The 21758-nt window shown below is 41.2% G+C and carries 20 protein-coding genes and 1 riboswitch; of the genes, 16 read left to right on the top strand and 4 right to left on the bottom strand.

Translation table 11 applies throughout. The features are described 5' to 3' along the window. Positions 1-382 precede the first annotated feature (382 nt). From OXPF_RS10125 to OXPF_RS10070, 12 genes are all read left to right on the top strand, one after another. Positions 383-1336, top strand: coding sequence for an ABC transporter substrate-binding protein (locus OXPF_RS10125; RefSeq protein WP_054875095.1), 954 nt, complete (start codon positions 383-385; stop codon positions 1334-1336). Next, on the top strand, positions 1337-2389 hold the full coding sequence (locus OXPF_RS10120; RefSeq protein ID WP_242854385.1) for a FecCD family ABC transporter permease: 1053 nt from the start codon (positions 1337-1339) through the stop codon (positions 2387-2389). Further along, positions 2386-3171 (top strand): ABC transporter ATP-binding protein, encoded by a 786-nt coding sequence (locus OXPF_RS10115; RefSeq protein WP_054875094.1) that lies wholly within the window; start codon positions 2386-2388, stop codon positions 3169-3171. Before OXPF_RS10120 ends, OXPF_RS10115 begins: the two co-directional genes overlap by 4 nt. A gap of 51 nt (positions 3172-3222) precedes the next feature. After that, positions 3223-3738, top strand: a complete 516-nt coding sequence (locus OXPF_RS10110) for a flavodoxin family protein (protein WP_054875093.1) — start codon at positions 3223-3225, stop codon at positions 3736-3738. A 27-nt stretch (positions 3739-3765) separates the two neighbouring features. Next, on the top strand, positions 3766-5082 hold the full coding sequence (locus tag OXPF_RS10105) for a coproporphyrinogen-III oxidase family protein (RefSeq protein ID WP_160317197.1): 1317 nt from the start codon (positions 3766-3768) through the stop codon (positions 5080-5082). A gap of 92 nt (positions 5083-5174) precedes the next feature. Then, positions 5175-5373: riboswitch (cobalamin riboswitch) on the top strand. Between the two features lie 134 nt (positions 5374-5507). Next, positions 5508-6470: a M14 family metallopeptidase gene (locus OXPF_RS10100; RefSeq protein WP_054875091.1), complete on the top strand. Its 963-nt coding sequence runs from the start codon at positions 5508-5510 to the stop codon at positions 6468-6470. Positions 6471-6555: 85 nt separating this feature from the next. Then, positions 6556-7245, top strand: coding sequence for a class I SAM-dependent methyltransferase (locus OXPF_RS10095; protein ID WP_054875090.1), 690 nt, complete (start codon positions 6556-6558; stop codon positions 7243-7245). Between the two features lie 47 nt (positions 7246-7292). Next, positions 7293-8222: an ABC transporter permease gene (locus tag OXPF_RS10090; RefSeq protein ID WP_152967742.1), complete on the top strand. Its 930-nt coding sequence runs from the start codon at positions 7293-7295 to the stop codon at positions 8220-8222. Between the two features lie 30 nt (positions 8223-8252). Next, positions 8253-9059: a nickel transporter permease gene (gene nikC / locus OXPF_RS10085; RefSeq protein WP_083479827.1), complete on the top strand. Its 807-nt coding sequence runs from the start codon at positions 8253-8255 to the stop codon at positions 9057-9059. 23 nt (positions 9060-9082) lie between these two features. Continuing rightward, the gene (locus OXPF_RS10080; RefSeq protein WP_054875088.1) at positions 9083-10645 is read left to right on the top strand and encodes an ABC transporter substrate-binding protein; all 1563 of its coding nucleotides are present in this window, start codon (positions 9083-9085) and stop codon (positions 10643-10645) included. Positions 10646-10649: 4 nt separating this feature from the next. Next, the gene (locus tag OXPF_RS10075; RefSeq protein ID WP_083479824.1) at positions 10650-11567 is read left to right on the top strand and encodes an ABC transporter ATP-binding protein; all 918 of its coding nucleotides are present in this window, start codon (positions 10650-10652) and stop codon (positions 11565-11567) included. 13 nt (positions 11568-11580) lie between these two features. Next, the gene (locus OXPF_RS10070) at positions 11581-12351 is read left to right on the top strand and encodes an ABC transporter ATP-binding protein (RefSeq protein WP_054875087.1); all 771 of its coding nucleotides are present in this window, start codon (positions 11581-11583) and stop codon (positions 12349-12351) included. Between the two features lie 66 nt (positions 12352-12417). Here the strand turns inward: OXPF_RS10070 and OXPF_RS10065 are convergent, their stop codons facing one another. Further along, positions 12418-12648, bottom strand: coding sequence for a hypothetical protein (locus OXPF_RS10065; protein WP_054875086.1), 231 nt, complete (start codon positions 12646-12648; stop codon positions 12418-12420). A gap of 366 nt (positions 12649-13014) precedes the next feature. Between OXPF_RS10065 and OXPF_RS10060 the strand changes: the two genes are divergently transcribed. From OXPF_RS10060 to OXPF_RS10045, 4 genes are all read left to right on the top strand, one after another. Continuing rightward, positions 13015-13206: a hypothetical protein gene (locus tag OXPF_RS10060; RefSeq protein ID WP_054875085.1), complete on the top strand. Its 192-nt coding sequence runs from the start codon at positions 13015-13017 to the stop codon at positions 13204-13206. Between the two features lie 186 nt (positions 13207-13392). Continuing rightward, positions 13393-15303 (top strand): oxidoreductase, encoded by a 1911-nt coding sequence (locus tag OXPF_RS10055; RefSeq protein ID WP_054875084.1) that lies wholly within the window; start codon positions 13393-13395, stop codon positions 15301-15303. 59 nt (positions 15304-15362) lie between these two features. Further along, positions 15363-16403: a uroporphyrinogen decarboxylase family protein gene (locus tag OXPF_RS10050; RefSeq protein ID WP_054875083.1), complete on the top strand. Its 1041-nt coding sequence runs from the start codon at positions 15363-15365 to the stop codon at positions 16401-16403. A 592-nt stretch (positions 16404-16995) separates the two neighbouring features. Then, positions 16996-18207, top strand: a complete 1212-nt coding sequence (locus OXPF_RS10045; RefSeq protein ID WP_160317196.1) for a PocR ligand-binding domain-containing protein — start codon at positions 16996-16998, stop codon at positions 18205-18207. 300 nt (positions 18208-18507) lie between these two features. On the opposite strand, the gene OXPF_RS10040 is transcribed toward OXPF_RS10045, so the two are convergent. From OXPF_RS10040 to OXPF_RS10030, 3 genes are all read right to left on the bottom strand, one after another. Next, entirely contained in the window at positions 18508-19134 is a 627-nt protein-coding gene (locus OXPF_RS10040; RefSeq protein WP_054875081.1) for a corrinoid protein, read from the bottom strand. 68 nt (positions 19135-19202) lie between these two features. Continuing rightward, positions 19203-20189: a uroporphyrinogen decarboxylase family protein gene (locus OXPF_RS10035; protein ID WP_054875080.1), complete on the bottom strand. Its 987-nt coding sequence runs from the start codon at positions 20187-20189 to the stop codon at positions 19203-19205. A 176-nt stretch (positions 20190-20365) separates the two neighbouring features. Continuing rightward, positions 20366-21481, bottom strand: coding sequence for a uroporphyrinogen decarboxylase family protein (locus tag OXPF_RS10030; RefSeq protein ID WP_054875079.1), 1116 nt, complete (start codon positions 21479-21481; stop codon positions 20366-20368). Between the last annotated feature and the right edge of the window lie 277 nt (positions 21482-21758).

The following is a 21758-nucleotide window of genomic DNA, read 5'->3' as shown; positions in this document are numbered from 1 at the left end:
TTGCTTCTCGAAAGGCTTTAGGCTTTGAGTTACATAAAAAAATATTCTGCATGGATTTATTACCCCCATGCAGAATTTTATCATATTTCAAATATATTTTAATTAGAAAATCCATTTCTCAAATTCCTATAGGATTAAATTAGCGCTGTATTATTTAATTTGAAAAAATTGAGGCTAATTTCCCTTGTTTAAAATGCTAATCTACAATTAATTCAGATAAGGTTTTTTTTATCGCAAAATAAAAGTTAATAATTTTATGGCCATTACCCTATTTTCAAAATAATTTTTTTATTATATAATGGACGCAAATGCAAATAGTTTGCAATTAGGTTTTGCTCCGGGAATGGATAACTTAAAGTTTCACTTTGAAGGGAGAATGAAAATGTCAAAAAAACTATTCATCATCTGCGTAGTTATATCAACACTTTTATTTACAGGCTGCCAGGCGAAGAATCAGGGAGAGTCTGAGCCTGTATCAAATGATACAGAGGTAAAAGAGCAAGCAGCAGATACAAAATTCCGGCTGGCAGAAGGAGATGGGACAGAGCTGGTTCTTGATAAAATGCCGGAAAACATTGTTGTAAATTCAGTAGGTACCGCAATAGTTATGAACGAGCTCGGTATAGAGCTTAAGGGCATGACAACCACAACCAGGCAATTGCCGGAGGGCTTGAAAGGATTAACGGGTATAGGTACGCCGCCCAGGCCTGATATTGAAAAAATTACTTCTCTCAATGCGGATTTAGTAATAGTTTCTTCGGAATTCAAGGCTGCACAAGGTGAGATGTTCAAACAGAACGGAATTACCGCTTACTTTATTGATAATCAGTTGTATTCGGATACATATGAAAGTGTTGAAATGCTGGGAAAGGCTTTTGGAAAGGAAGAAAAGGCCCGGGAGCTTTTAAAGGGTATAAAGGAAAGAGAAGAAAAGGTTCTTGAAGAAGTGAAGGGTAAAACACAGCCTAAAGTGCTTATTATATTTGGAACCTCTCAATCCTTCCAGATGGCTACAGAGGTTTCCTATGTCGGTGACATGGTAAAAATCCTTGGAGGAGTCAATGTGGTAAATAGTACATCAGGTTCTTATGTTCCCTTCAGTACCGAAAATATAGTGGAAGCAAATCCCGATGTAATCTTGAGAATTTCCCACGGCAGTCCTGAAGAGGTTAAGGTTCTATATGCCAAGGAATTTGACACCAACCCAATCTGGCAATCGGTAAATGCCGTAAAATCCGGCAGAGTTTATGATTTGGACTATGAACTCTTCAGTTCAAATCCGGGATTGAAAACCATCGATGCTTTGGAAGCTCTGGCAAAATTGCTTTATCAATAAATGAAGGATTATGAGAAGACGATGCTAATAAAAGAGTCTGCCATGAATTTTAAAAAAACCGACGGAAGGGCGTTAAGAAGATTTATAATATTTATGGCATCTATAGCCATACTTGTACTTTGCTGCATCCTGTCATTGCGCATGGGAAGCGTAAAGTACACGACCCGCCAGGTTTGGAGCGCGTTGTTTCCAGCAGCTGATATAAATGTAAGAAACGTTGTAATAAACATACGCCTTCCCAGGATGCTGACTGCAGCCATGGTGGGCTCCAACCTGGCCGTCGCAGGCGCTCTGCTTCAGTCGGTATTGCGGAATCCCCTTGCAGATCCGGGGATAATAGGCGTATCGGCTGGAGCAGGTCTGGCAGCGGTAACTATTTTGCTGGTCTTTCCTGGTTTAAGTTTTCTTGTTCCTGCCGGAGCCTTTATAGGCGCTACTGCTGCCAGCTTTTTAGTATACATACTTGCCTGGAAGCGGGGAGTAGAGCCTATAAGGATTGTTTTATCGGGAGTGGCTGTAAATGCGGTTTTAGGCGGAGGCATTTCCCTCCTATCCCACCTTTACAGCGACAGGATTCAGGGTGTATTGCTCTGGCTTAACGGAAGCATTGCCGGCAAAAGCTGGCCTCAGGTCAAAATGCTGTTTCCTTATACAATTATAGGGCTCATACTTTCTGTTTTCTGCATACAGCCTGCCAATGCCCTGCAGCTAGGGGATAATGTGGCTAAAAACTTGGGAATCAGGGTAAACCGCACCCGGGTGCTTTTGTGCATGACTGCCGCATTTTTATCGGGAGTATCCGTCGCGGCTGTTGGTTTAATTGGCTTTGTAGGTCTTATGGTGCCTCACATAAGCAGGATGCTGGTGGGATCGGATTACCGCTTTATGCTTCCCTCCAGCGGAATAATGGGCGCAGCTCTTTTGGTTATGGCTGACTCCGTAGCCCGCAGCGCATTTAGTCCCCTTGAGCTTCCTGTGGGAATTTTCATGGCAGTATTGGGCGGACCGTTTTTTATATTCCTGCTGAGAAAGGGAGGCGCATACAAGGCATGATTGAAGCAGTTGAATTAAAAATTACTTATGATAAAAATACTGTTGTAGATGAGTTCAGCCTGCTTATCAATAAAGGTGAAGTCCTTTCGCTTATAGGTCCAAACGGCTCGGGTAAATCTACGGTATTAAACACCATATCCAGGCTTCTAAAGCAAACCAGCGGTGCTGTGCTCCTTGACGGCCAGGACATACACTTGCTGCCTACCCGGGAAGTTGCAAAAAAACTGTCTGTATTGTCACAGCACCAGGCAACGCCTCCGGACTTTACGGTGAGAGAGCTTGTAGGTTACGGAAGGATGCCTCATAAAAGGTGGTATGAAGAAAAAACCTTTGAAGATGAAGAAATCATATGCTGGGCCATAGAGCAGACCAGATTGGAAGGGCTTTCTGACAGGATGGTAAATACTTTATCAGGAGGCGAGCGGCAGCGGGCATGGATTGCCATGGCTTTGGCCCAGCGTCCGGAAATACTTCTGCTGGATGAGCCCACCACTTTTCTTGACATATGCCATCAGATGGAAGTGATGGAGCTTATAAAAAGGCTTAACAAGGAGCTTGATATCACTGTTGTCATGGTGCTTCACGACCTTAACCAGGCGGCACGCTACAGTGAAAGGCTGGCGGTTTTGAATAATGGACAGCTTGTTGCCCAGGGAAAAGCCGAGGATGTGCTTACCCGTGAACTGCTCAGAGATGTCTATCAGGTTGAAGCTGACGTAAAGCTGGATGAGAGAACAGGTAAGCCGGTATTTGTACCGATTGGATTGACTTATTCCTGCTGAGTATAAAAGCAGAGATTAATATAGAGAAAACCATATTTGGGAGGGAAATATATGAAAACAATGATTGTGTATTCCAGCAAAACAGGAAATACAAAAAAAGTTGCCGAAGCCATCCTGGAGGTAATGCCTGAAGGAACCTTCATCCACTCTGTTTCAGAGCAGCCGGCATTGGAAGATTGTGATCTGGTTATTTTGGGATGCTGGATTGATAAGGGAAATGCCGATGCAGCAATGAAGGAATATATACAGGGAGTTAAGGATAAGAAGGTTGCCCTGTTTGCGACTTTAGGAGCTTATCCTGATTCACCTCATGCCGGGAAAGTCATAGAGAGGCTTAAGCAGCTTGTGGATGCTTCCAATGAATATCTTGGAGATTTTATTTGCCAGGGGAAAATAGATCCGGCACTTACCGAACGGGTCAGGCAATATCCTCCCGATCATCCCCACTACATGACACCGGAGAGGATCAACAGGCACATGGAAGCGGCAAAACATCCCGATTCCAGGGATTTGGAAACTGCACAAAAGGTATTCATGGAAGTTCTTAGAAGGGCAGAGGGAATATAATTTTTAAGGAGAGCAGGGATGGGGACAATGATGAATAACATTCAGTCAGAAGTAAAAGGGAGGTATTCAAAACGTTTAAAAGGACATCACGATGCCTTGGCTCCCTTAAGAAGGCTTCGTAATGAAAAATCTTTCCTGAAGGAATACCTTTTGCAGATGGAACCGGATACGCGTCCTAAAGCCGTTTATATACATATACCCTTTTGCAGCAAGATATGCACTTTTTGCAACATGCGAAGATATTTGTGCGCTCCGGCTTACGATTATCACCAGTTAATAATCAATGAAATAAAAAGCTACGGCGTATTTCCATACATACAAAACAGCAGCTTTGATGCGGTATATTTCGGAGGCGGCACTCCTACCTCCCTTGAAACAGGCAATTTAAGGGATATTTTGCATGCTATCAAGGAATATCTGCCATTAAAACATGATGCGGAAATTACAGTTGAAACCAGTATCACCGAATTGACAGAGGATAAATCAGACATGTTTTTAAAAGAAGGAGTTAACCGTTTAAGCATAGGGGTGCAGACCTTCTGTGACAGGGGAAGAAAGTTGCTGGGAAGAAGAGGCAGCGGTGAGGATGCAGTTTCAAAAATCAGCAAGTTAAGGCATGAAGGCTTTGAAAATGTGAGTATGGACCTTATTTACAATTATCCCGGCCAGACAGAGCAGGAATTAGAGAAAGATTTAAAGCACATCTCTTCTTTGGATATTGCAGGATTATCATTTTATTCCCTAATGCTGCGTGAAGGGTCGGCGCTTGGCACGCAGTTTTCGGATGGGGAACGTGATTCCATAGATTCAGATAAAAAAGAATATGATTTTTTCATGAAAATATATGATTGGCTTACAAAAGAAGGCTTCGAGCTTTTGGAACTTACAAAAATGGTAAGGCCTAAAAGGGATGCGTATAAATATGTAACAACCCGTTACGGCGGAGGGGATACACTGGCTTTAGGCGCCGCCGCCGGCGGCAGGCTAGGGGATTTTATATGGATGAATCCCTTCGATATTTCAGAGTATGGTGCCGCCGTTGAATCCGGCAGGGCAGACACCCTTCAAGGAGCTTTAACAGTTTCTATGTATAATTATATCTACCGGCTTATAGGCAAAATACAGTTTGGTAATTTTGACGTTGAACCGGCAGGCTTTTGGGAACAAAGTAGTGATATAATTGAAGCTTTTGCGCAGCAATTAAAAATCGAAGGATTAATTGTTCCCGAAGGTTACAGCTTCAAGCTTACAAAGGAAGGCATATACTGGGGAAACAACATTGCCAATGAATTAGCGGAATTGCTGGTTTCCCAATGGCTTAAAGCCTCTACAAGGGAGAAATGAAGTAAGGAGTTTATGGAAACAGCACAAATTATTACAAATAAAGGTGAAAAATTCATTGTGTTTCATATGGTCATAATATAAAATGAAACTTAATTGAATATAAAAAAACAGGTGCCGGTTATGATTTTGATGGACAAAATTATAAACCGGTGAAAAGGGAAGTGGGTAGAAATCCCACGCGGTCCCGCCGCTGTGAAAGAAGAGTCCTTGCTAAATGCCACTGGGAAACCGGGAAGGCTGCAAGGGTGATGATGCTTAAGCCAGAAGACCTGCCTGTTTTATTCACCATTTTAACTCTACGAGCGATAGAGAGGTGCATTTATGCATATGTTATTTGCATGGGTTGTTATTACCTCTTGACTGTTTACGGTTGAGAGGTTTTTTAATTGTGGCAAAAAAATTTATTATATGGAGGAGAATGCAGAATGAAACCCATATTTTCCCTAGGCGGAATTACAGCAGAACGAGGGACTAAAGCACAGGGCTTTATCAAGGTTTTGGATACCGGAACAGTGATGCCGGTCACATTGATTAATGGAGAAAAACAAGGCAAGACCATGCTCATCACATCCGGAGTACATGGAAGCGAATATCCCGGAATCCTCACGGCTATACGGCTGGGAGCAGGGCTTGATCCCAAAGATATTTCCGGTCAAATAATCCTTGTTCACCCGGTCAATCTTCAGGCTTTTTCAAAGCGCTGTGCCGCTGTTGTGCCGGAGGATGGGAAAAACATAAACCGCATGTTTCCAGGTGATGAAAAGGGCAGCATCGCAGAAAAAATAGCTTACGTTATAACCAATGAGTTTTTTAAGGCTGCCGATTATTACATGGATTTTCACGGCGGTGATTTATATGAATCTCTGATACCTTATGCCTATTTTTCAGGCAGTTGCAATTCAAAAGTTGTACAGGCATCTAAAAAAATGAGCCAGGTTCTGGATTTGCCTTACATGGTAAATTGTATGGAAACCTCAGGCACTTTTGGCTGTGCCGCCATGCTTGGCATACCGGCTATCCTTGTGGAAAGAGGCTGCAATGGCCTTTGCCTTAAAGATGATGTCGAAAAATACATTCTTGATGCAAAACGGGTATTGAAAAGACTGGATATACTTGCCGATGACAGCCTTATATTCCCTGACAAAGCACCTCTGGAATTAACAAATGTTTGCTATACGGAAGCAAAGAGTACTGGATGCTGGCTGCCTGCCGTTACAGCCGGGCAAAAAATCAGGAAAGGCGACAAGCTTGGATACACAACGGATTTATTCGGCCAAATTATTGATACTTATTCAGCGGAATTTGACGGAGTGGTATTGTATCATTGTGCTTCTCTTTCGGCTCCAAAGGGGAGCGAACTTGTGGCATATGGAGAGCTTGACTGGTGATTAGCTAAAAATAATACCGGGATGAAATTGACAAAAGAGAGTATGAATCTATACATAAATATCAGTAGTATGAGGAGGAGATTTAATGTCTGATGAACAATTGTACGACGTATGGTGGAATGACGACACAGCCGGAGAACAGTCCATGGAGGATAATCATCAACCCCACTGGCATAAGGTGCTGGACATGATAAAGGAGAAAAATATTCTGGATTGTACTGTTCTGGATTTTGGTTGTAATCAAGGAGGTTTTTTAAGGTTTTTATATCAACAAAAACCTTTTTTAAAGGGGGTTGGCGTTGATTTAGCCAAAAAATCCATTGAGGTGGCCAACAAGAGGAAAAAGGATTTGCCCATTTCATATGAAGCAACCGCCAATGTGGACAAGTTTATCGATACCTTTAATCTGGCCTTCAGCATTTCCGTTATTTATCTATTACAGGACTTAAAAGAACATGCCTGGAAAATGAAGCAGGCATTAAAGCCCGGAGGCGTATATTATTGCACATATACCGATTACAGCAAAAACCCCAGCCTGCTCTATTACAAAAAGCAAATAGACAGGCAGGGAACAATTCCAATGCAGCTTCACTCTTTAAACGATATTGCCGGGGCGTTTTTTTATGAAGGATTTTCGGTAGAAATGCGGAGAATGCCTCCTAAAGGATATATTCATATAGATCCGGAGGATCCCTGGTTTAACTGTATTGCCGACAGGATGCAGTATGAGTACCAGGAAGCGTATATTTACCGCTTTACTGCGCCTGGGAAATAAAATTACTTGATGAATTTTAATGTTGTTTTAAAAGAGGGTGGTATATCATGATTCAATCTGCTGTAAAATCAGCGGTATTATTTTTGCTCACTTTCATAGGTATTACAATATTATCCTTTACCCTGTCCTATCTTTCCCCCAGCGACCCGGCAGAGATTATGCTTACTGAAAATGGCATTGCACCTTCTCTTGAGATGCTGGAAAAAACGAGGGAAGAGCTGGGCTTAAACCGTCCTGTTTATGTACAGTATATATCCTGGCTTGCCAATTTTTTTAAAGGAGATATGGGGAAATCTATAAAATCCAGCCGCCCCGTCAGTCAGGAGCTTTTTAAGGCATTGCCATATACCCTTATGCTGGCGCTTTCGTCTATGGCAGTTACAATTTTGGTGGCAGTCCCTTTAGGAATTGCCTGCGCAAGGTATCAAAACAGCTGGTTTGACAGGATTATCCAGTTGATTACCTATGTATTTTTGTCCTTTCCCATATTTTTTACTTCATTGATTCTCATGTATTTGCTTTCGCTGAAGCTAAGGCTATTGCCTGTTATCGCCGGAGGAAGCATGAAAGGGATTATAATGCCCACCCTGGTTTTGGCTTTTAATATGATAGTGGTATATGTAAGGCAAATCAGAACCATTGTACTGAGGGAAATGAAAAACGATTATGTTGCAGGCCTATGGGCCAGGGGAGTAACCCAAAATAATATTTTCTGGAAACATATTTTAAAAAATTCCTTAACGCCCATTGTTACGCTTACGGGTATTTCCCTCGGTGTTTTGCTGGGAGGGACTATTATTGTAGAAAGCATATTCAGCTGGCCCGGCATTGGAAAGCTGGCGGTAGAGGCCATAAGCCACCGGGACTATCCTATTATACAGGGATATATCGTGTGGATGGCGTTAATTTACTTTCTGGTAAATTCCTTCATGGAGGTGATTTATACCCGTTTAAATCCGAAGATGATAAAAAGCTAGGAGGCGATGATTCTGACAGAGCAAAAAAAAATGAAGGTGCGACTTTTAATCAGCAGCTTACTCGTGTTTGCTATTATAATCATTGCAATTTTTGCTGTTCATATAACCCCTCATGATCCATATAAGACAGATTTAACCCAGGCCTTGCTTTCTCCATGCAGAGAATTTCCTTTCGGTACCGACCACCTGGGACGGTGCGTGTTTTCCCGGATATTATCAGGGACGCCCTTATCTGTTTTTTCCGCATTGGCGGTGGTGTTCACAGTTGCAACGGTAGGTACGGTTATCGGCGTTATATCAGGTTATATAGGCGGAGCCGGAGATGCAATTATCATGAGAATCACCATGATTTTTCAGGCATTTCCTTATTTTCTGCTGGCGGTTGCCGTGGCCGGAATGCTCGGCATAGGTTTGATAAATGGGATGATTTCATTAATAGCCGTATTCTGGACCACATATGCGCGTCTGGGGAGAAGCCTGATTTTGGGCATAAAAAACGAAAATTATATAAAAGCAGCTAAAATGTGCGGAGCAAAAAGCCGCCATATTATATTTAAATATATGATACCCAATATCGCCTCTCCTATTTTGGTAACGGCTGCACTGGATGTCAGCGCCATTATTTTGAGCATGGCCGGGCTGTCGTTTCTGGGGCTGGGAGCGCAGCGGCCAACGGCTGAATGGGGCGCTATGATGAGTGAAGCCCGAAACTATCTGCAAACTGCTCCATGGACGGTAATAGCCCCCGGAATGGCATTATTCCTTGTAGTGATATGCTTTAATTTATTGGGAGATAATCTCCGTGGGTTTTTAGACAGAAGAGTTACAGGAAATTAATAAATTATCGGGAGGTTTTGAGTGTGAAAAAAAGACTGGTTGCTTTACTAATGGCTGCCTTATTGACGGCCGGTATATTCTCTGGTTGTTCAAACCCAGGGAAGGAAAGTATTAACAATACGGATGAAGAAAAAACACTGGTATTTGGCTCTGTCGGTTATTTTTGCAATGAAGCATGGGATCCTGCGGCGGGATGGGAAGGCTGGTATATTGGTTCTTACGGCGTAAGCGAAAGCTTGTTCCGATTAAATGATGCCTTTGAGGCCCAGCCTTGGCTGGTTAAGTCTTACAGTACCGGGGATAACAAGACCTGGGAATTAACCCTGCGCGATGACGTCCAATTCCACAACGGTACTAAAATGACGGCGGAAGCGGTTAAAAAGTGTTTTGAACGTACAATAGAGGTTAATGACAGGGCAAAGGATGCATTGCCTATTGAAGCCATGGAAGCCTCGGGCCAGGAACTGACAATAAAGCTAAAAGAAATGGTGCCGACTCTCCCCAATGATTTAAGCGACCCATTATGGACGGTATATGATGCGGAAGGTTCCACAGATTTCGCGGAAAAAACATATTATACAGGCCCTTACATACCGGCAGAATTTAATCCCAACGTGGAGCTTACTGTTGTAAAAAATGAGCAGTATTGGGGAGGAGAGCCCAGGTTAGATAAGGCTGTCTTTAAAACAATAACCGATGTGGATTCTCTGACAATGGCTTTTCAAAACGGCGAGATTGATATCCTTATACCCGTTCCGGAAACCAGTATATCCGTTATCAAAGGAGACAGAAGGCTGGCAATTGACGGCATAACCTCAATGCGTTCCCAGCTTATCCGCTTTAACATGGATTCACCGGCTGTGCAGGATATAGCGGTCCGAAAGGCTGTAAGCTATTGTATCGACAGGGAGAACTACAGCAAAGTCATTTGCAATGATGTGACTGTACCTTCCTATGGTATTTACCCGGAGCAGCTGTCTTTTGGAGGAATTAAGAATGTAAAAGCTGACGTTGACCGTTTTGACCCGGAGAAAGCAAAACAGCTTTTGGCAGATGCAGGATATGCTGATACAAACGGCGACGGTATCTTGGAAAAAAACGGGGCAAAGCTCTCGCTTAAGATGATCGGTTTAAGCTCACAAAAAGATATGTCTCAATTAAGCCAGGTTTTGCAGAATCAGCTCCTGGAGGCCGGTATTGAGCTAAAGGTAGAAATCATGGAAAATATAAGCGATGCCAGAAAAAACGGGAATTTTGACCTGACCTATGAATCCTACTCCATTGGCGGTACAGGTAATCCTCAATCTTTTATTGATTTTATGTTTACAACGGGGGGATCCAATAATTTCGGCAAATATTCCAATACCGAGGTTGACTCCCTGGCCAAAAAACTGCGTCAAACCTCTGATAAGGAGGAGAAAGACAAGGTAATAACGGCTATCACACAGCACATTTTAGATGATGCTCCCTTTATATTTTTCGCGCATAAGAAATTTACCTGTGCTTATAATACCGATACCGTAGCCTATTATCATATACAGCCTTCCGAATTCTACATTTTAGACGGCAGCTCGGAGGCGAAATAAAGGCATGAATGCAGGAAACGCTTTGCTTAAGATTAAGGATCTGAACGTCAGCTACGGCGAAAAACCGGTAGTAAAGCTGGTTGACATGGAAGTTGGCAAAAAACAGATTGCTGTGATTGTCGGTGAAAGCGGCAGCGGAAAAAGCACACTGCTGCGCAGTATTATCGGACTTTTAGGAGAAAACGGCACCGTATCGTCTGGAGAAATAATGTTTAATGAACGTGATCTGCGAAGCTTATGCCATGAAGAATTCCGTAAAATACGGGGACATGATATTTCAATGATTTTCCAGAACCCGGAGTGCTTTTTTGACCCTGGAATGCGTGCCGGAAAACAATTTTATGAATTTATGAAGATGCATCAGGATATTACAAAAACAGAAGCCAGGGAGCTGGCACACGGATTGCTTATAGAACTGAAATTCAGCGACCCGGAGAGGGTTTTGCGTTCTTACCCCTTTGAGCTGAGCGGGGGTATGTGCCAGAGGCTGGCCATAGCTTTTGCTATGGCTAACCGGCCCAAATTAATCCTGGCGGATGAACCTACCAGCTCACTGGATGTAACGGTACAGGCGGAAATTATCAATTTAATGCTGCAGATGTACCATCAATATGATACTTCAATGCTGTTTGTAACCCATAATATGGCTATTGTAGCAAAGCTGGCGGATATGGTTGGTGTCATGTACCGCGGGCGCATCGTAGAGTGGGGAACGAAGGAAGAAGTTTTATACGGCTCGCAGCATCCCTATACGCAAGTTTTATTAAAAGCTGTTCCGAAATTTAAAAAAGCAATGGCCGAAGCAGCTATACACCGGGAAGGTTATGTTAAAACCAATTTTAAGTATGAAGCCTTGCCTGTAATGGAAAACAGCCATGAGAAAAAGTATTTTTCTCATACCCATTGGTCATTAGCGCATTGAAGAGAGGATTGAAATGGCAGAGGAATATTTGTTAGAGGTTAAGCATCTTAAAAAAGTATTTTCCCGGAAAAGATCCAGGGTTATAGCTGTTGATGATATAAATTTTAAAATTTCTTCCGGCCAATGTTTCAGCCTGATTGGCGAAAGCGGCAGCGGCAAATCCACCGCTGCGAATATGATTGCCGGCCTGCTGGATATTACGGAAGGTGAAGTTATATTTAATAAAAAGACGCTGCCTGATAAGTCCTGCCAAAAGGGCTTTTACCTGCGCGATGAAATGCAGATGGTTTTTCAGAATCCATTGTCCTCCTTCAGCCCTAAAATGACGGTATTGTATTCCATTTGCGAGGGATTGCGCTACCGTTCACATATGACCCGCAGCGATATGACTCATAAAGCCTATGAAACTCTGGAAATGGTGGGGTTAAAGAAGGATTATGCAAACCGTTTTTGCAGTGAACTAAGCGGCGGTGAATGCCAGCGTGTGGCTATAGCAAGAGCTATCGTCAGCAATCCCAAATTATTGATTTGCGATGAAGTTACCAACGCACTGGATGTTTCAGTGCAGGCGCAGGTTTTGCAATTATTGCTGCGATTGAAGCAGGATCTGAATTTGTCCTATTTGTTTATTTCTCATGATATTGCTCTGGTGAGCAATATCAGTGACAGGATAGCTGTTATGAAAGAAGGAAATATTGTGGAAGAGGGGGTACCCGAAGAAATTATAAATCATCCCAAGCATCCATATACGGACATTTTAATCCGGTCTGCCCAAATGGGATGAGTTAATAAAAGTTAAAATCATTTCATATAAAAAAGGCCATATGATTATTTTTTATATCATATGGCCTTAATTATTATAAAACAGCTCTTTAATTAACAGTCTTTTATCCATTCCAAAATGCAATCTTATAATTCGTGGAATGCTATCCTCATCAAAATGACATCTAACAGCATATTTAATATTTTCCTTTATTTCTTCGTAACTTTCGGCCTGTGTAAATATTGAATGACCTAAAGCCTTAGCTTCATAGCCGCCTTCTTTTGATTCCTCAATGACAAATATGATTTCACTTGACATATAAGGTTTCTCCTCCTAAAAATCATTATAGTAATAGTATAACATAAGGGGGCTGTTGCATTTTGAACACTCAATTTATTATGTTCAAGTTCTGCAAGTTCTAAGGCTCCCTGCCTTGAAAATACAAGAATTTTTAAACTTTCTATCGCTCAGACAATCTAAAATTCTAAGTATTTTCTTAGGCAGCGTCACCAAGGACTTGTTCAGAACTCTCACAATGCCCATTTACGCTGTTCATAATGCAACAGCTTCATTGTATTCTACTTATAAGGTATAAAGCGGCAAAAAGATGTTGAATTAGTTTGTAAAAAAATTTGCCTTCGAAAGAATACATATACTGAATATATATAGGAGGTGAGAAATGTTATGAAAATTAAAAAGGTTAAGTCAAAGAGCAAGAATAAAAAAGAAGTTCCTGCTCCTGATGCGGAATCATTGAGCCAGGATTATAGGGATGCAATTCCTGAAGAATTGTATACGGACGGTATAGAGAAGAACTGCTTTACAGAGAGGGAAATTGATGACAAGAATATAATAGAAAGAACAAGGCTGTTTTAGATATAATGTGAATTATTAAAGGCTGTATCTTCAGGGAATTAAAGATACAGCCTTTTTTTTATTTATAACAAAATTATAAAAAGTGTAAAGGGAATTGCAAAGGAAACGTAGAATTATAATAATATTGATAATTTATTATCATTCTACAATGAAAATGACATGTACTTCTATGAAAGGATGATTTGAATGAATCCAAAGTACAGGAAAATCTTCGAACCCATTAAGATTGGCAATATGACAGTTAAAAACAGAATCGAAATTTCCCCTGCAGCGCCAAGGCTGGCTTCCTCCGACAGCCTGGTGTCTCCCGAGCTTATTGAGTGGACCAGAGAACTTGCAAAGGGAGGAGCAGGAATTGTAACGGTGGGAATATCCCAGGTCACGCCTCCAAATCCTGCTTTTACAGGTTACACAGTCAATATGTCACATGACAGGGTTGTTCCGGGATTGTCCGTTCTTGCCGACACAATTCACAGATACGGGGCAAAAGCATCCATTGAGCTTGCGGGCTTTGCTTTCGGACATAATATGCCTGAAGGCATGTCACCAATAGATGTGATGAGCCAGGAACAGATTGATACCTGGATAAAGCTTTTTACCGATGGGGCAGAACGGGCCTTGAAAGCCGGCATGGACATGATAATGCTCCACGGCGGCCATGGAATTCTAATCAGCAATTTCTTTTCACCCTTGTTCAATCACAGGACTGATAAATACGGCGGTTCATTACAAAACAGGGCTAGATTTGCATGTGAACTTCTGGATTCCATCTGTACAAGGGTAGGAAACAGGCTTGCCATTGAGTTCCGCTTAAGCGCTTCAGAACTGGTAACCGGCGGAATTGAATTAGATGAGACAATAGAGTTTATTAAAATAATTGAGGATAAAATAGACCTTGTACATGTATCAGCAGGATTGCTGCTGGATGATGCAATAGCCCCCTTTGTAACACAGCCAGCATATATAAAAAGAGGGTATAATGTGCATTTTGCGGCTGAAGTAAAAAAGGCCGGGCTCAAAATACCAGTAGCCACAGTTGGGTCTATAGATATGGATTTAGCTTCTGATATAATTGAAAGAGGAGATGCGGATATATGCGCCATGATCCGTACAGCCATAGCAGACCCGTATGCCGTGGACAAAGCCAGGACAGGCAGGGAAGATGAAATAAGGCCTTGCATAAGATGCGTCCTTTGCTTAAACAGAACCCACGGCAATGAAGGAATAAGGGCGGCATGTTCGGTAAACCCCAAAGCAGGCAGAGAATTGGAACTAAAACATGAGCCCCTTCCGGCAAAGGTTAAGAAAAAAGTTGTGGTCATAGGCGGGGGTCCTGCAGGTATGGAAGCTGCCAGGACAGCTGCAGACAGGGGACATGAAGTTATATTGTTTGAAAAAAGTGAAAAATTAGGCGGTACATTAAACTTGGCAGTATCACCGGATTTTAAAGCGGATTTGAAGGAATATTTGAAATGGGCAATAAGGATGACTTCAAGACATCCAAATATAACATTGAGATTGGCAACGGAGGCAACTCCCGAAAGAATCCTTGCCGAAAAGCCGGATTCCCTTGTTATAGCCGTAGGCGCACAAGCAAGCATTCCTCCCATTCCCGGACTTGACGGCAAAAATGCGGTATGGGTAGGCGATGTTGAATCAGGAAAAGCTCGGACAGGAAATACCATTGTCATTGCCGGCGGAGGATTGACGGGATGTGAAACAGCCCTTGATCTTGCACGCAAGGGCAAGAAGGTAACTGTAATAGAAATGGTTACGGAAAAACAGATGATACAGGTATCTCCAAACCCGATGAATGCATTGCTTCAGCTATTAAGAAAAGAAGGAGTTGAAGTATTGCCTGAAACCAAGCTCATACGTGCAGGTGAAAATCATGCTTATGTACAAAGCAGCGGTGGAGAACAAGAAATCCCCTTCGATACTTTAATCATTTCTTTAGGTGTAAAACCAAGGCTTCAGGAAGTAGCTAAATTTAATAATTTAGTAAATGATGTCCGTATAATAGGCGATTGTTCTGTAAACCGCGGCACCTTATACACTGCCACAACAGACGGATTCAATGCCGCCTTAGATATTTAAATAAGGTATATTTCTCCAAAGGAGAAGTGACCTCCAACATTAAAAAAGGAGAGGATTAAATGAGTGAAACTAAAAGTGAAAACAAACCTCAGCTGCGTACACTTCCTTCGTTTTTCCCGAAATTAGACTTAGACTACCCTATCACCCCAAAAGAAAACATGAAGATGGTCTTTGACAGAAAAAAACCCATGTGGGTACCCAATATGAATACTGAAAAGGCCCTGGTTTTATGTCCCCATGACAACGACCGCCCCTTCTTTACAGACAGCGGAAAGGACTGGTTTGGAGTAGACTGGACCTTTGTTCCCGTAGCAGGCGGCCAAATGGTGACACCGAATACTTTTATTCTTAATGATCTATTGGAATGGGAAGAAAAATTCATTTTCCCCGACCTTGATTCTATGGATTTCACACCCTTAAGGGAAGAAGCTGCTGCAAACATCGACCCTGATATAGTTAATTTCTACCTTATGCAGGACGGCTTGTTTGAAAGGCTGTTATCCCTTTGTACTGCAGAAGAAGTTTTCTGCTTCCTTGCCGAGGAAGAAGAATCTGCAATTAAATTCTTCAATGCAATGGCAGATTACAAAATAAAGCTTATGGACAAAGTCATTAAAGAATGGGCTCCTTTTGACGTATTCATAAACAGCGACGACTGGGGAACCCAGATCAGTACATTTATATCACCTGAAATGTATGCAAAGTACATCTTCGAGCCTATGAAGCGCATCGTTGATTTCGCACATCAAAAGGGCAAATATATGAACTTTCATTCCTGCGGCAAAATAGAAACTCTAATACCGCAAATAGTAAAATTGAATCCTGATATGTGGGAAGCTCAGCCCATGAATGACCTCTTTAGACTCAGAAAAGAATATGGAAGACAGCTCCCAATACAGATAGGTATGGACGCCGAAGTTATCAATAAACCAGGAATAACAGATGAAGAATTGAAAGCTTACGTCCATGAATATGTCGATAAATATGCGGGAAACGGCGGATTGCTGGCAACATATATGACAAGGGATCCCCATACTCATGAAGTAATTGCAAAAGAGCTCTTAGAATACAGCTTGAATTATTATAATTCTCGATCTTAAACAAAAAAATTTAGTTCAAAATAAATCGGCCATAAGAATCCCACCGAAAGGGGAGAGTTCTTATGGCTGATTTATTTGATTTGGGTGTCGTTTTATTCTTGATTATGGGTTTAAATAAAATTATACTAATTCCTTAGATTTAGCAGCAGCTCCGCCTGCATCGCGGGCAGCACTCCAATATATCGGACTTTGAAAAAAAGCTTCAAGGTTATGAGGAGATTTATTCCAGTATAATAATGCGAATTGTAAGTTCAAGAATTATATTGTAAATAGAATCTATTCTTTTATTTATTGACTGAATTCTATAAAAGTGATAACATAATATTGTTAACAAGTTTACGTCTCTTAATAAGGCTGCTGATACGTATATGATATCGGAAGCCTTATTATTTAGCTACAAGATTACGTCCTCTTTTTTCTGCTGGATCAGTATGTCGAGTAATGTAAGGTGTAAATAAGGTTTGCTCACCTTGAAATTCTTTATTCTGCATGGTTTGTGATTAAGTACTTGGCAGCAATACCGTGAAGAGAAATAAGGAGAAGGATATTCATGAGTTCGCTGTATCAAAAAAGCGTAAGAGAACACCTAATAATGTATAATAAGGTATCTGGAGTATCTTGTTTTTCAATAGATGAAAATGGGAATGCTGTGGATTTTGAAGGAGTACCATCCCAATATTGTGAGAAATTCAGGGAGCTTTCAGGTGATGCATGCTCTTGTAATGCCGCTCATCTTTACGTAGCAAAGCAGGCTGAGAAGCTTGGAGAACCATATGTTTATTTTTGTCCTGGGGGATTGGTACATTGGACTGTACCTATAGTGATTAAAGGGATATTCAGAGGTGCACTTCTTGCAGGGCCCGTGCAGATGGTTCGTTTTGACGATTATATGATAGACGGCGTAATTGAAGCTAATCATTTTAATATCTCAAGCAGGGGGGCGCTCCGCACCTATGCAAGGTTAGTTCCAATTATTGAGCCTGAAAGAATTAAATACCTTGCAGATATGCTTTATGTCGTTGTAAAAGATATAATAGAAGAAGAAAGTGCCGTAATCAGCGAAAGGAAAAAGTTATACCTGGAGCAAGCTTCTATACACGGAAATATACAGGATGCAAAGGAACAATATCAGCAGGACTATATTTCCAAATACTATTCCTTCGAGATGGAAAATGAATTTATAGCTAAGATCAAGCATAGAGATAAAAGCGGCTCTAGAATAATATTAAATGAACTTTTAGGCCATATTTTGTTCAATAACGTCAATAATCTTGAAGTTACCAAAGCAAGAGCTATTGAATTAATGATAGTATTTTCAAGGGCCGCGATTGAAGGCGGTGGAAACCTTGAAATGATATTTGGATTGAAGTTAAAGTATCTTAATGAAGTATATGAATTAAATACGGTAGAGGACGTGGGTGAATGGATAGTAAAAGTGTTGGAGTGTTTTGAAGACTGTGTATATTCAGTAGATACCAAGCCTAATTCAGATTTAGTAAATAGGACTATAAATTATATCAGCGAGAACTACACTAATGATATTTCCTTGGAAAGTATTTCGGAATCTGTACATTCAAGTGCCACATATTTAAGCAAGATATTCAAGAGGGAGACAAATGTGAATCTTATAGACTATCTGAACAATGCAAGGATAGAGGAAAGTAAAAAAATGTTGAAAGATCTAAAGTTATCTTTAGCAGAAATATCAGCTAGAGTTGGTATTGCCGATAAGAATTATTTCTGCAAGGTATTTAAAAAGTTTACGGGTATGTCACCCGGAAAGTATAGAAACTTAAGCCGATAATTTGCTTTTAATGTTTATGTACATATTCTGTATGGGACTGTTAGGTAGGTTTATGTAAGTTCTTGAATATGTTGATAAATATGCGGGAGATTAAGGGCTGCTGGCAACATACATGACGCTGGATCATCATACTCGCGAAATAATTGCGGGATACAGTATGAAATATCATAAGGAGATTGGTAAATACAGAGGAAATAAGAAAAATTACAGTTTGAAATAAAAAGGAGGAAGCCTGATTTATGTGGTTTTACTGTAAATCAGGCTTCTTCCTTTTTTAAAATATAAGAGGAGTGTAACTAACTATACTAATTCCTTAGCTTTAACAGCAGCTCCGCCTGCATCGCGGGCATAAGCGTCAGCTCCGATTGAAGATGCGAATTCAGGAGTGATAGGTGCTCCGCCTACTAATACCTTGAATCCTATTAAACCGCTGCTCTTTATAGCTTCTACTGTCTCTTTCATAGCTGGCATTGTTGTTGTTAAAAGTGCTGAGCAAGCTACTACTTTTACATCAGGATTTGCTTTTATTGTTTCAATGAATTTTTCTTTTGGAACGTCAACGCCGAGGTCGATAACATCGAAGCCTGCGCTGCCTATCATAAGAGCAACAAGGTTTTTGCCGATGTCATGAAGGTCTCCGGCAACTGTTCCTATAATGCATTTTCCAAGGGATACCGAACCTGCACTTGCAAGAACAGGCTTAAGTACTTCTACGCCTTTTTGCATTGCTTTACCTGCAACGAGCATTTCAGGAACAAATATTTCTCCTGATGAGAATTTGTCACCTACTACTCCCATAGCTTCAACCATAGCTTCGAGTATGGCTGTTGCTTGAAGTCCCTCATTTAATGCTTCCTGTACTAAACCAGGAACGACTTTGGTTTTACCGGCTGCAACACCAGCTTTGATTTCATCAATTTTTGACACTTTAATTTCCTCCCTTTATTATACTTATAAAGTTAAGTAAAGTTTGTCCAAAATATTATTATAAAATTTTAGAACAATATCTTGTTCATTCTGTCTATTTCGGCACTTACAGCTTCGTATACACCGGGATATGTGCTCATAGGTCCACCCATTGTAGTGTTAGGAATAAAGTATAGCTTTCCGCAGCTTCTGCAGGCTCTCTCGACTTCCCTGGCTATTAATTCAGGTGTCCAGTCAGATACATCCACTACTCCGTTATTGATATCGCCCATGAATGAAATCTGACCGCCGTATTTCTTGATAAGTTTAGGTATGTTATTGGCTGTCATGGCTCCCTGCCATATATCAATACCCATCTCGATCATGTATGGAACTAGGTTTGCACCATATGAATCGCTGTGGTGAACTATAAGCTGAACTCCATTGGCTTTATAGAATCCATATAGTTTCTTGAAAGCAGGAACAATGAACTCGGCAAACATTTCAGGAGAAAGGAATGAATTAATCTGGCTGCCCCAGTCGTCATGGTGGATGATAACTTCAGGCTTGATATGTTTAACAAGTAATTTAGAGTATTCTATCTTCCAGTCAGTTATGAAGTCAATAAGTTCATGCATTGCTTCGGGTTCTTCATAGAAGTTGAGCAATGTGTCATCCATACCCATAAGGTAATGAACCTGTTCAAATATACCTGGTGCAATCGTCATGGCCAGAAATTTTTCATTACGGTCAACAGCGGCGGCCTGAGCCTTTATAGCATCCCAGGCTTCAGTAGGAGCATCAAGGGAAGGTGCTTTTACTGTTTCTTTCCATTTTGTGATGTCTTTGATTACTTTGTGTTCATAGTCATGTACAGGGAAAGGCCCAGGCGTGTTTTCAGGGAATCTGATTGTGACTCCCCATGAATTTACAATTTCTTGGCCTTTTAAAGGCCTGGGGCTTTTAGCAGCAATCGGATCACCTGATACAAGTCCGAATGCCTCCCACTGATTGACGAATCTATCCGGATTTCCTCCTCTGATAGTTTCTAAAAGATTCTGTCTCTTTGTTAACATACAATAACCTCCTTTTAATCTAGGCGTAAGCTGCCTGAAATTCTATTAATAGTTAAGGTTAAGGCGACTTGAAAGTAGGTTTGCCGAATATGCTTGCCCTATAGTGAAACTACCGGAAATTAAATTGTACAATTCTCCGTAGTTTAAATTGAAAATATGCTCGCCTACTCTTATTGCTATTCTTCGTTTTGATAAGCTATACGGCTGAATTCATATACTGTGGAACTGAATGACGGAGGGGCGGCCGTAAAGTTGGCTGCAATTCTGCAATCCTTATATTTTTCTACCCAGTCCTTGGCTATTTGCCTGATTTCTTCCTCGGAAGTTCCTTCTGAAATAGCCGGTGCCGGTACACCGAATACGATTGTGGAGTCTTTATATTTCTTTGCAAGCATATAATAATCATTCATTGGCTGACCACACCATAAATCAACTCCAGCTTCAATAAATACAGGTACATTAGCTTCATTCTTTCCGCAGCTGTGAAGCTCGAAGGAAAGCCCTATGCTATGGCAGTAATTGATGACTCTCTTTAAATATGGTAACAGCATTTCGCGGGCAGTACTTACTGAGAAGAAAGGAGCATTTTGATGTCCCCAGTCATCATGCATGAGTACACTGTCGATATCACAGCATTCCTTCATCCTGCCGATATAATCTATAAAAAGGTCGGCAAGTTTATCAAAAAATCTATGGACACCTGGCTGCTGCTCTTCATCTATAAGGGCAATGGCTGCATTGTCGACGTCCATCAAGGACATTAATCTCTCCCAAAATCCAGAAAGTATGCCAAGCTGGTTCATCTTATCTGTATTCAGGTATTCCTTATTTTTTTCTGCACAGCCTTTCCAGTCCAGGTCATCAAGATTGGGAATGGATATGTATTCCTCCCACTTGGAGATATCGGGAACCTTGGGTTTTCCGGGGAGAACAGTTGCACCGCCTGCTGACGGAACATACTGCCAATCGAGGTCAAACCAGCTGCTTCTCATGATATCACCCGGATACTCATATGGGGGTTCACCATCAAATATGATATGCGTGACTACATTGTCCGGGTGCATCCTTGGTCGGAATACATTTACTTCAGAGTATACCCAGCCTGATCTTGGGATCCAGTAAGGCTTTTTCCCCTCGAAGATCAGCTTCCAATTCTCTTTGGGGGTTATAGGCTTGTTTAACTTCGGTTCTGGCGGCATAACAGACATCCTATCCTTAAACATATCAGTGTTTGGCGGTGGATACATGCCCACAGTTTCAAATTCTTTTGGATCAAACTTTGGTCTCGTCATTTATTATTCCTCCTAAATAGAATATATTCTGCAAATTATAGATGGTAATCTTACGTATCTCTATCATACTTCAAAAAAATGGAGTATACAACCCTTTTAACTTAAATATTTACAATATTTTATGAATAAATTATAAAAACCTTGGATAATCGTAATTCACTTCACACTTTGCTGCATTTATAGGACGGCATGGATGCAGAAACGGAGAGGAAAATACACTTAATATCAATCTTCGAGGAATCAATGTACAGGCTGACTTTGAACGAATGAACACCTT

The organism is Oxobacter pfennigii, from assembly GCF_001317355.1.
GTDB classification, from domain to species: Bacteria; Bacillota; Clostridia; order Clostridiales; family Oxobacteraceae; genus Oxobacter; species Oxobacter pfennigii.
Note: the sequence above shows the minus strand (reverse complement) of the source record. Positions and strands in the feature narration are given on the sequence as shown.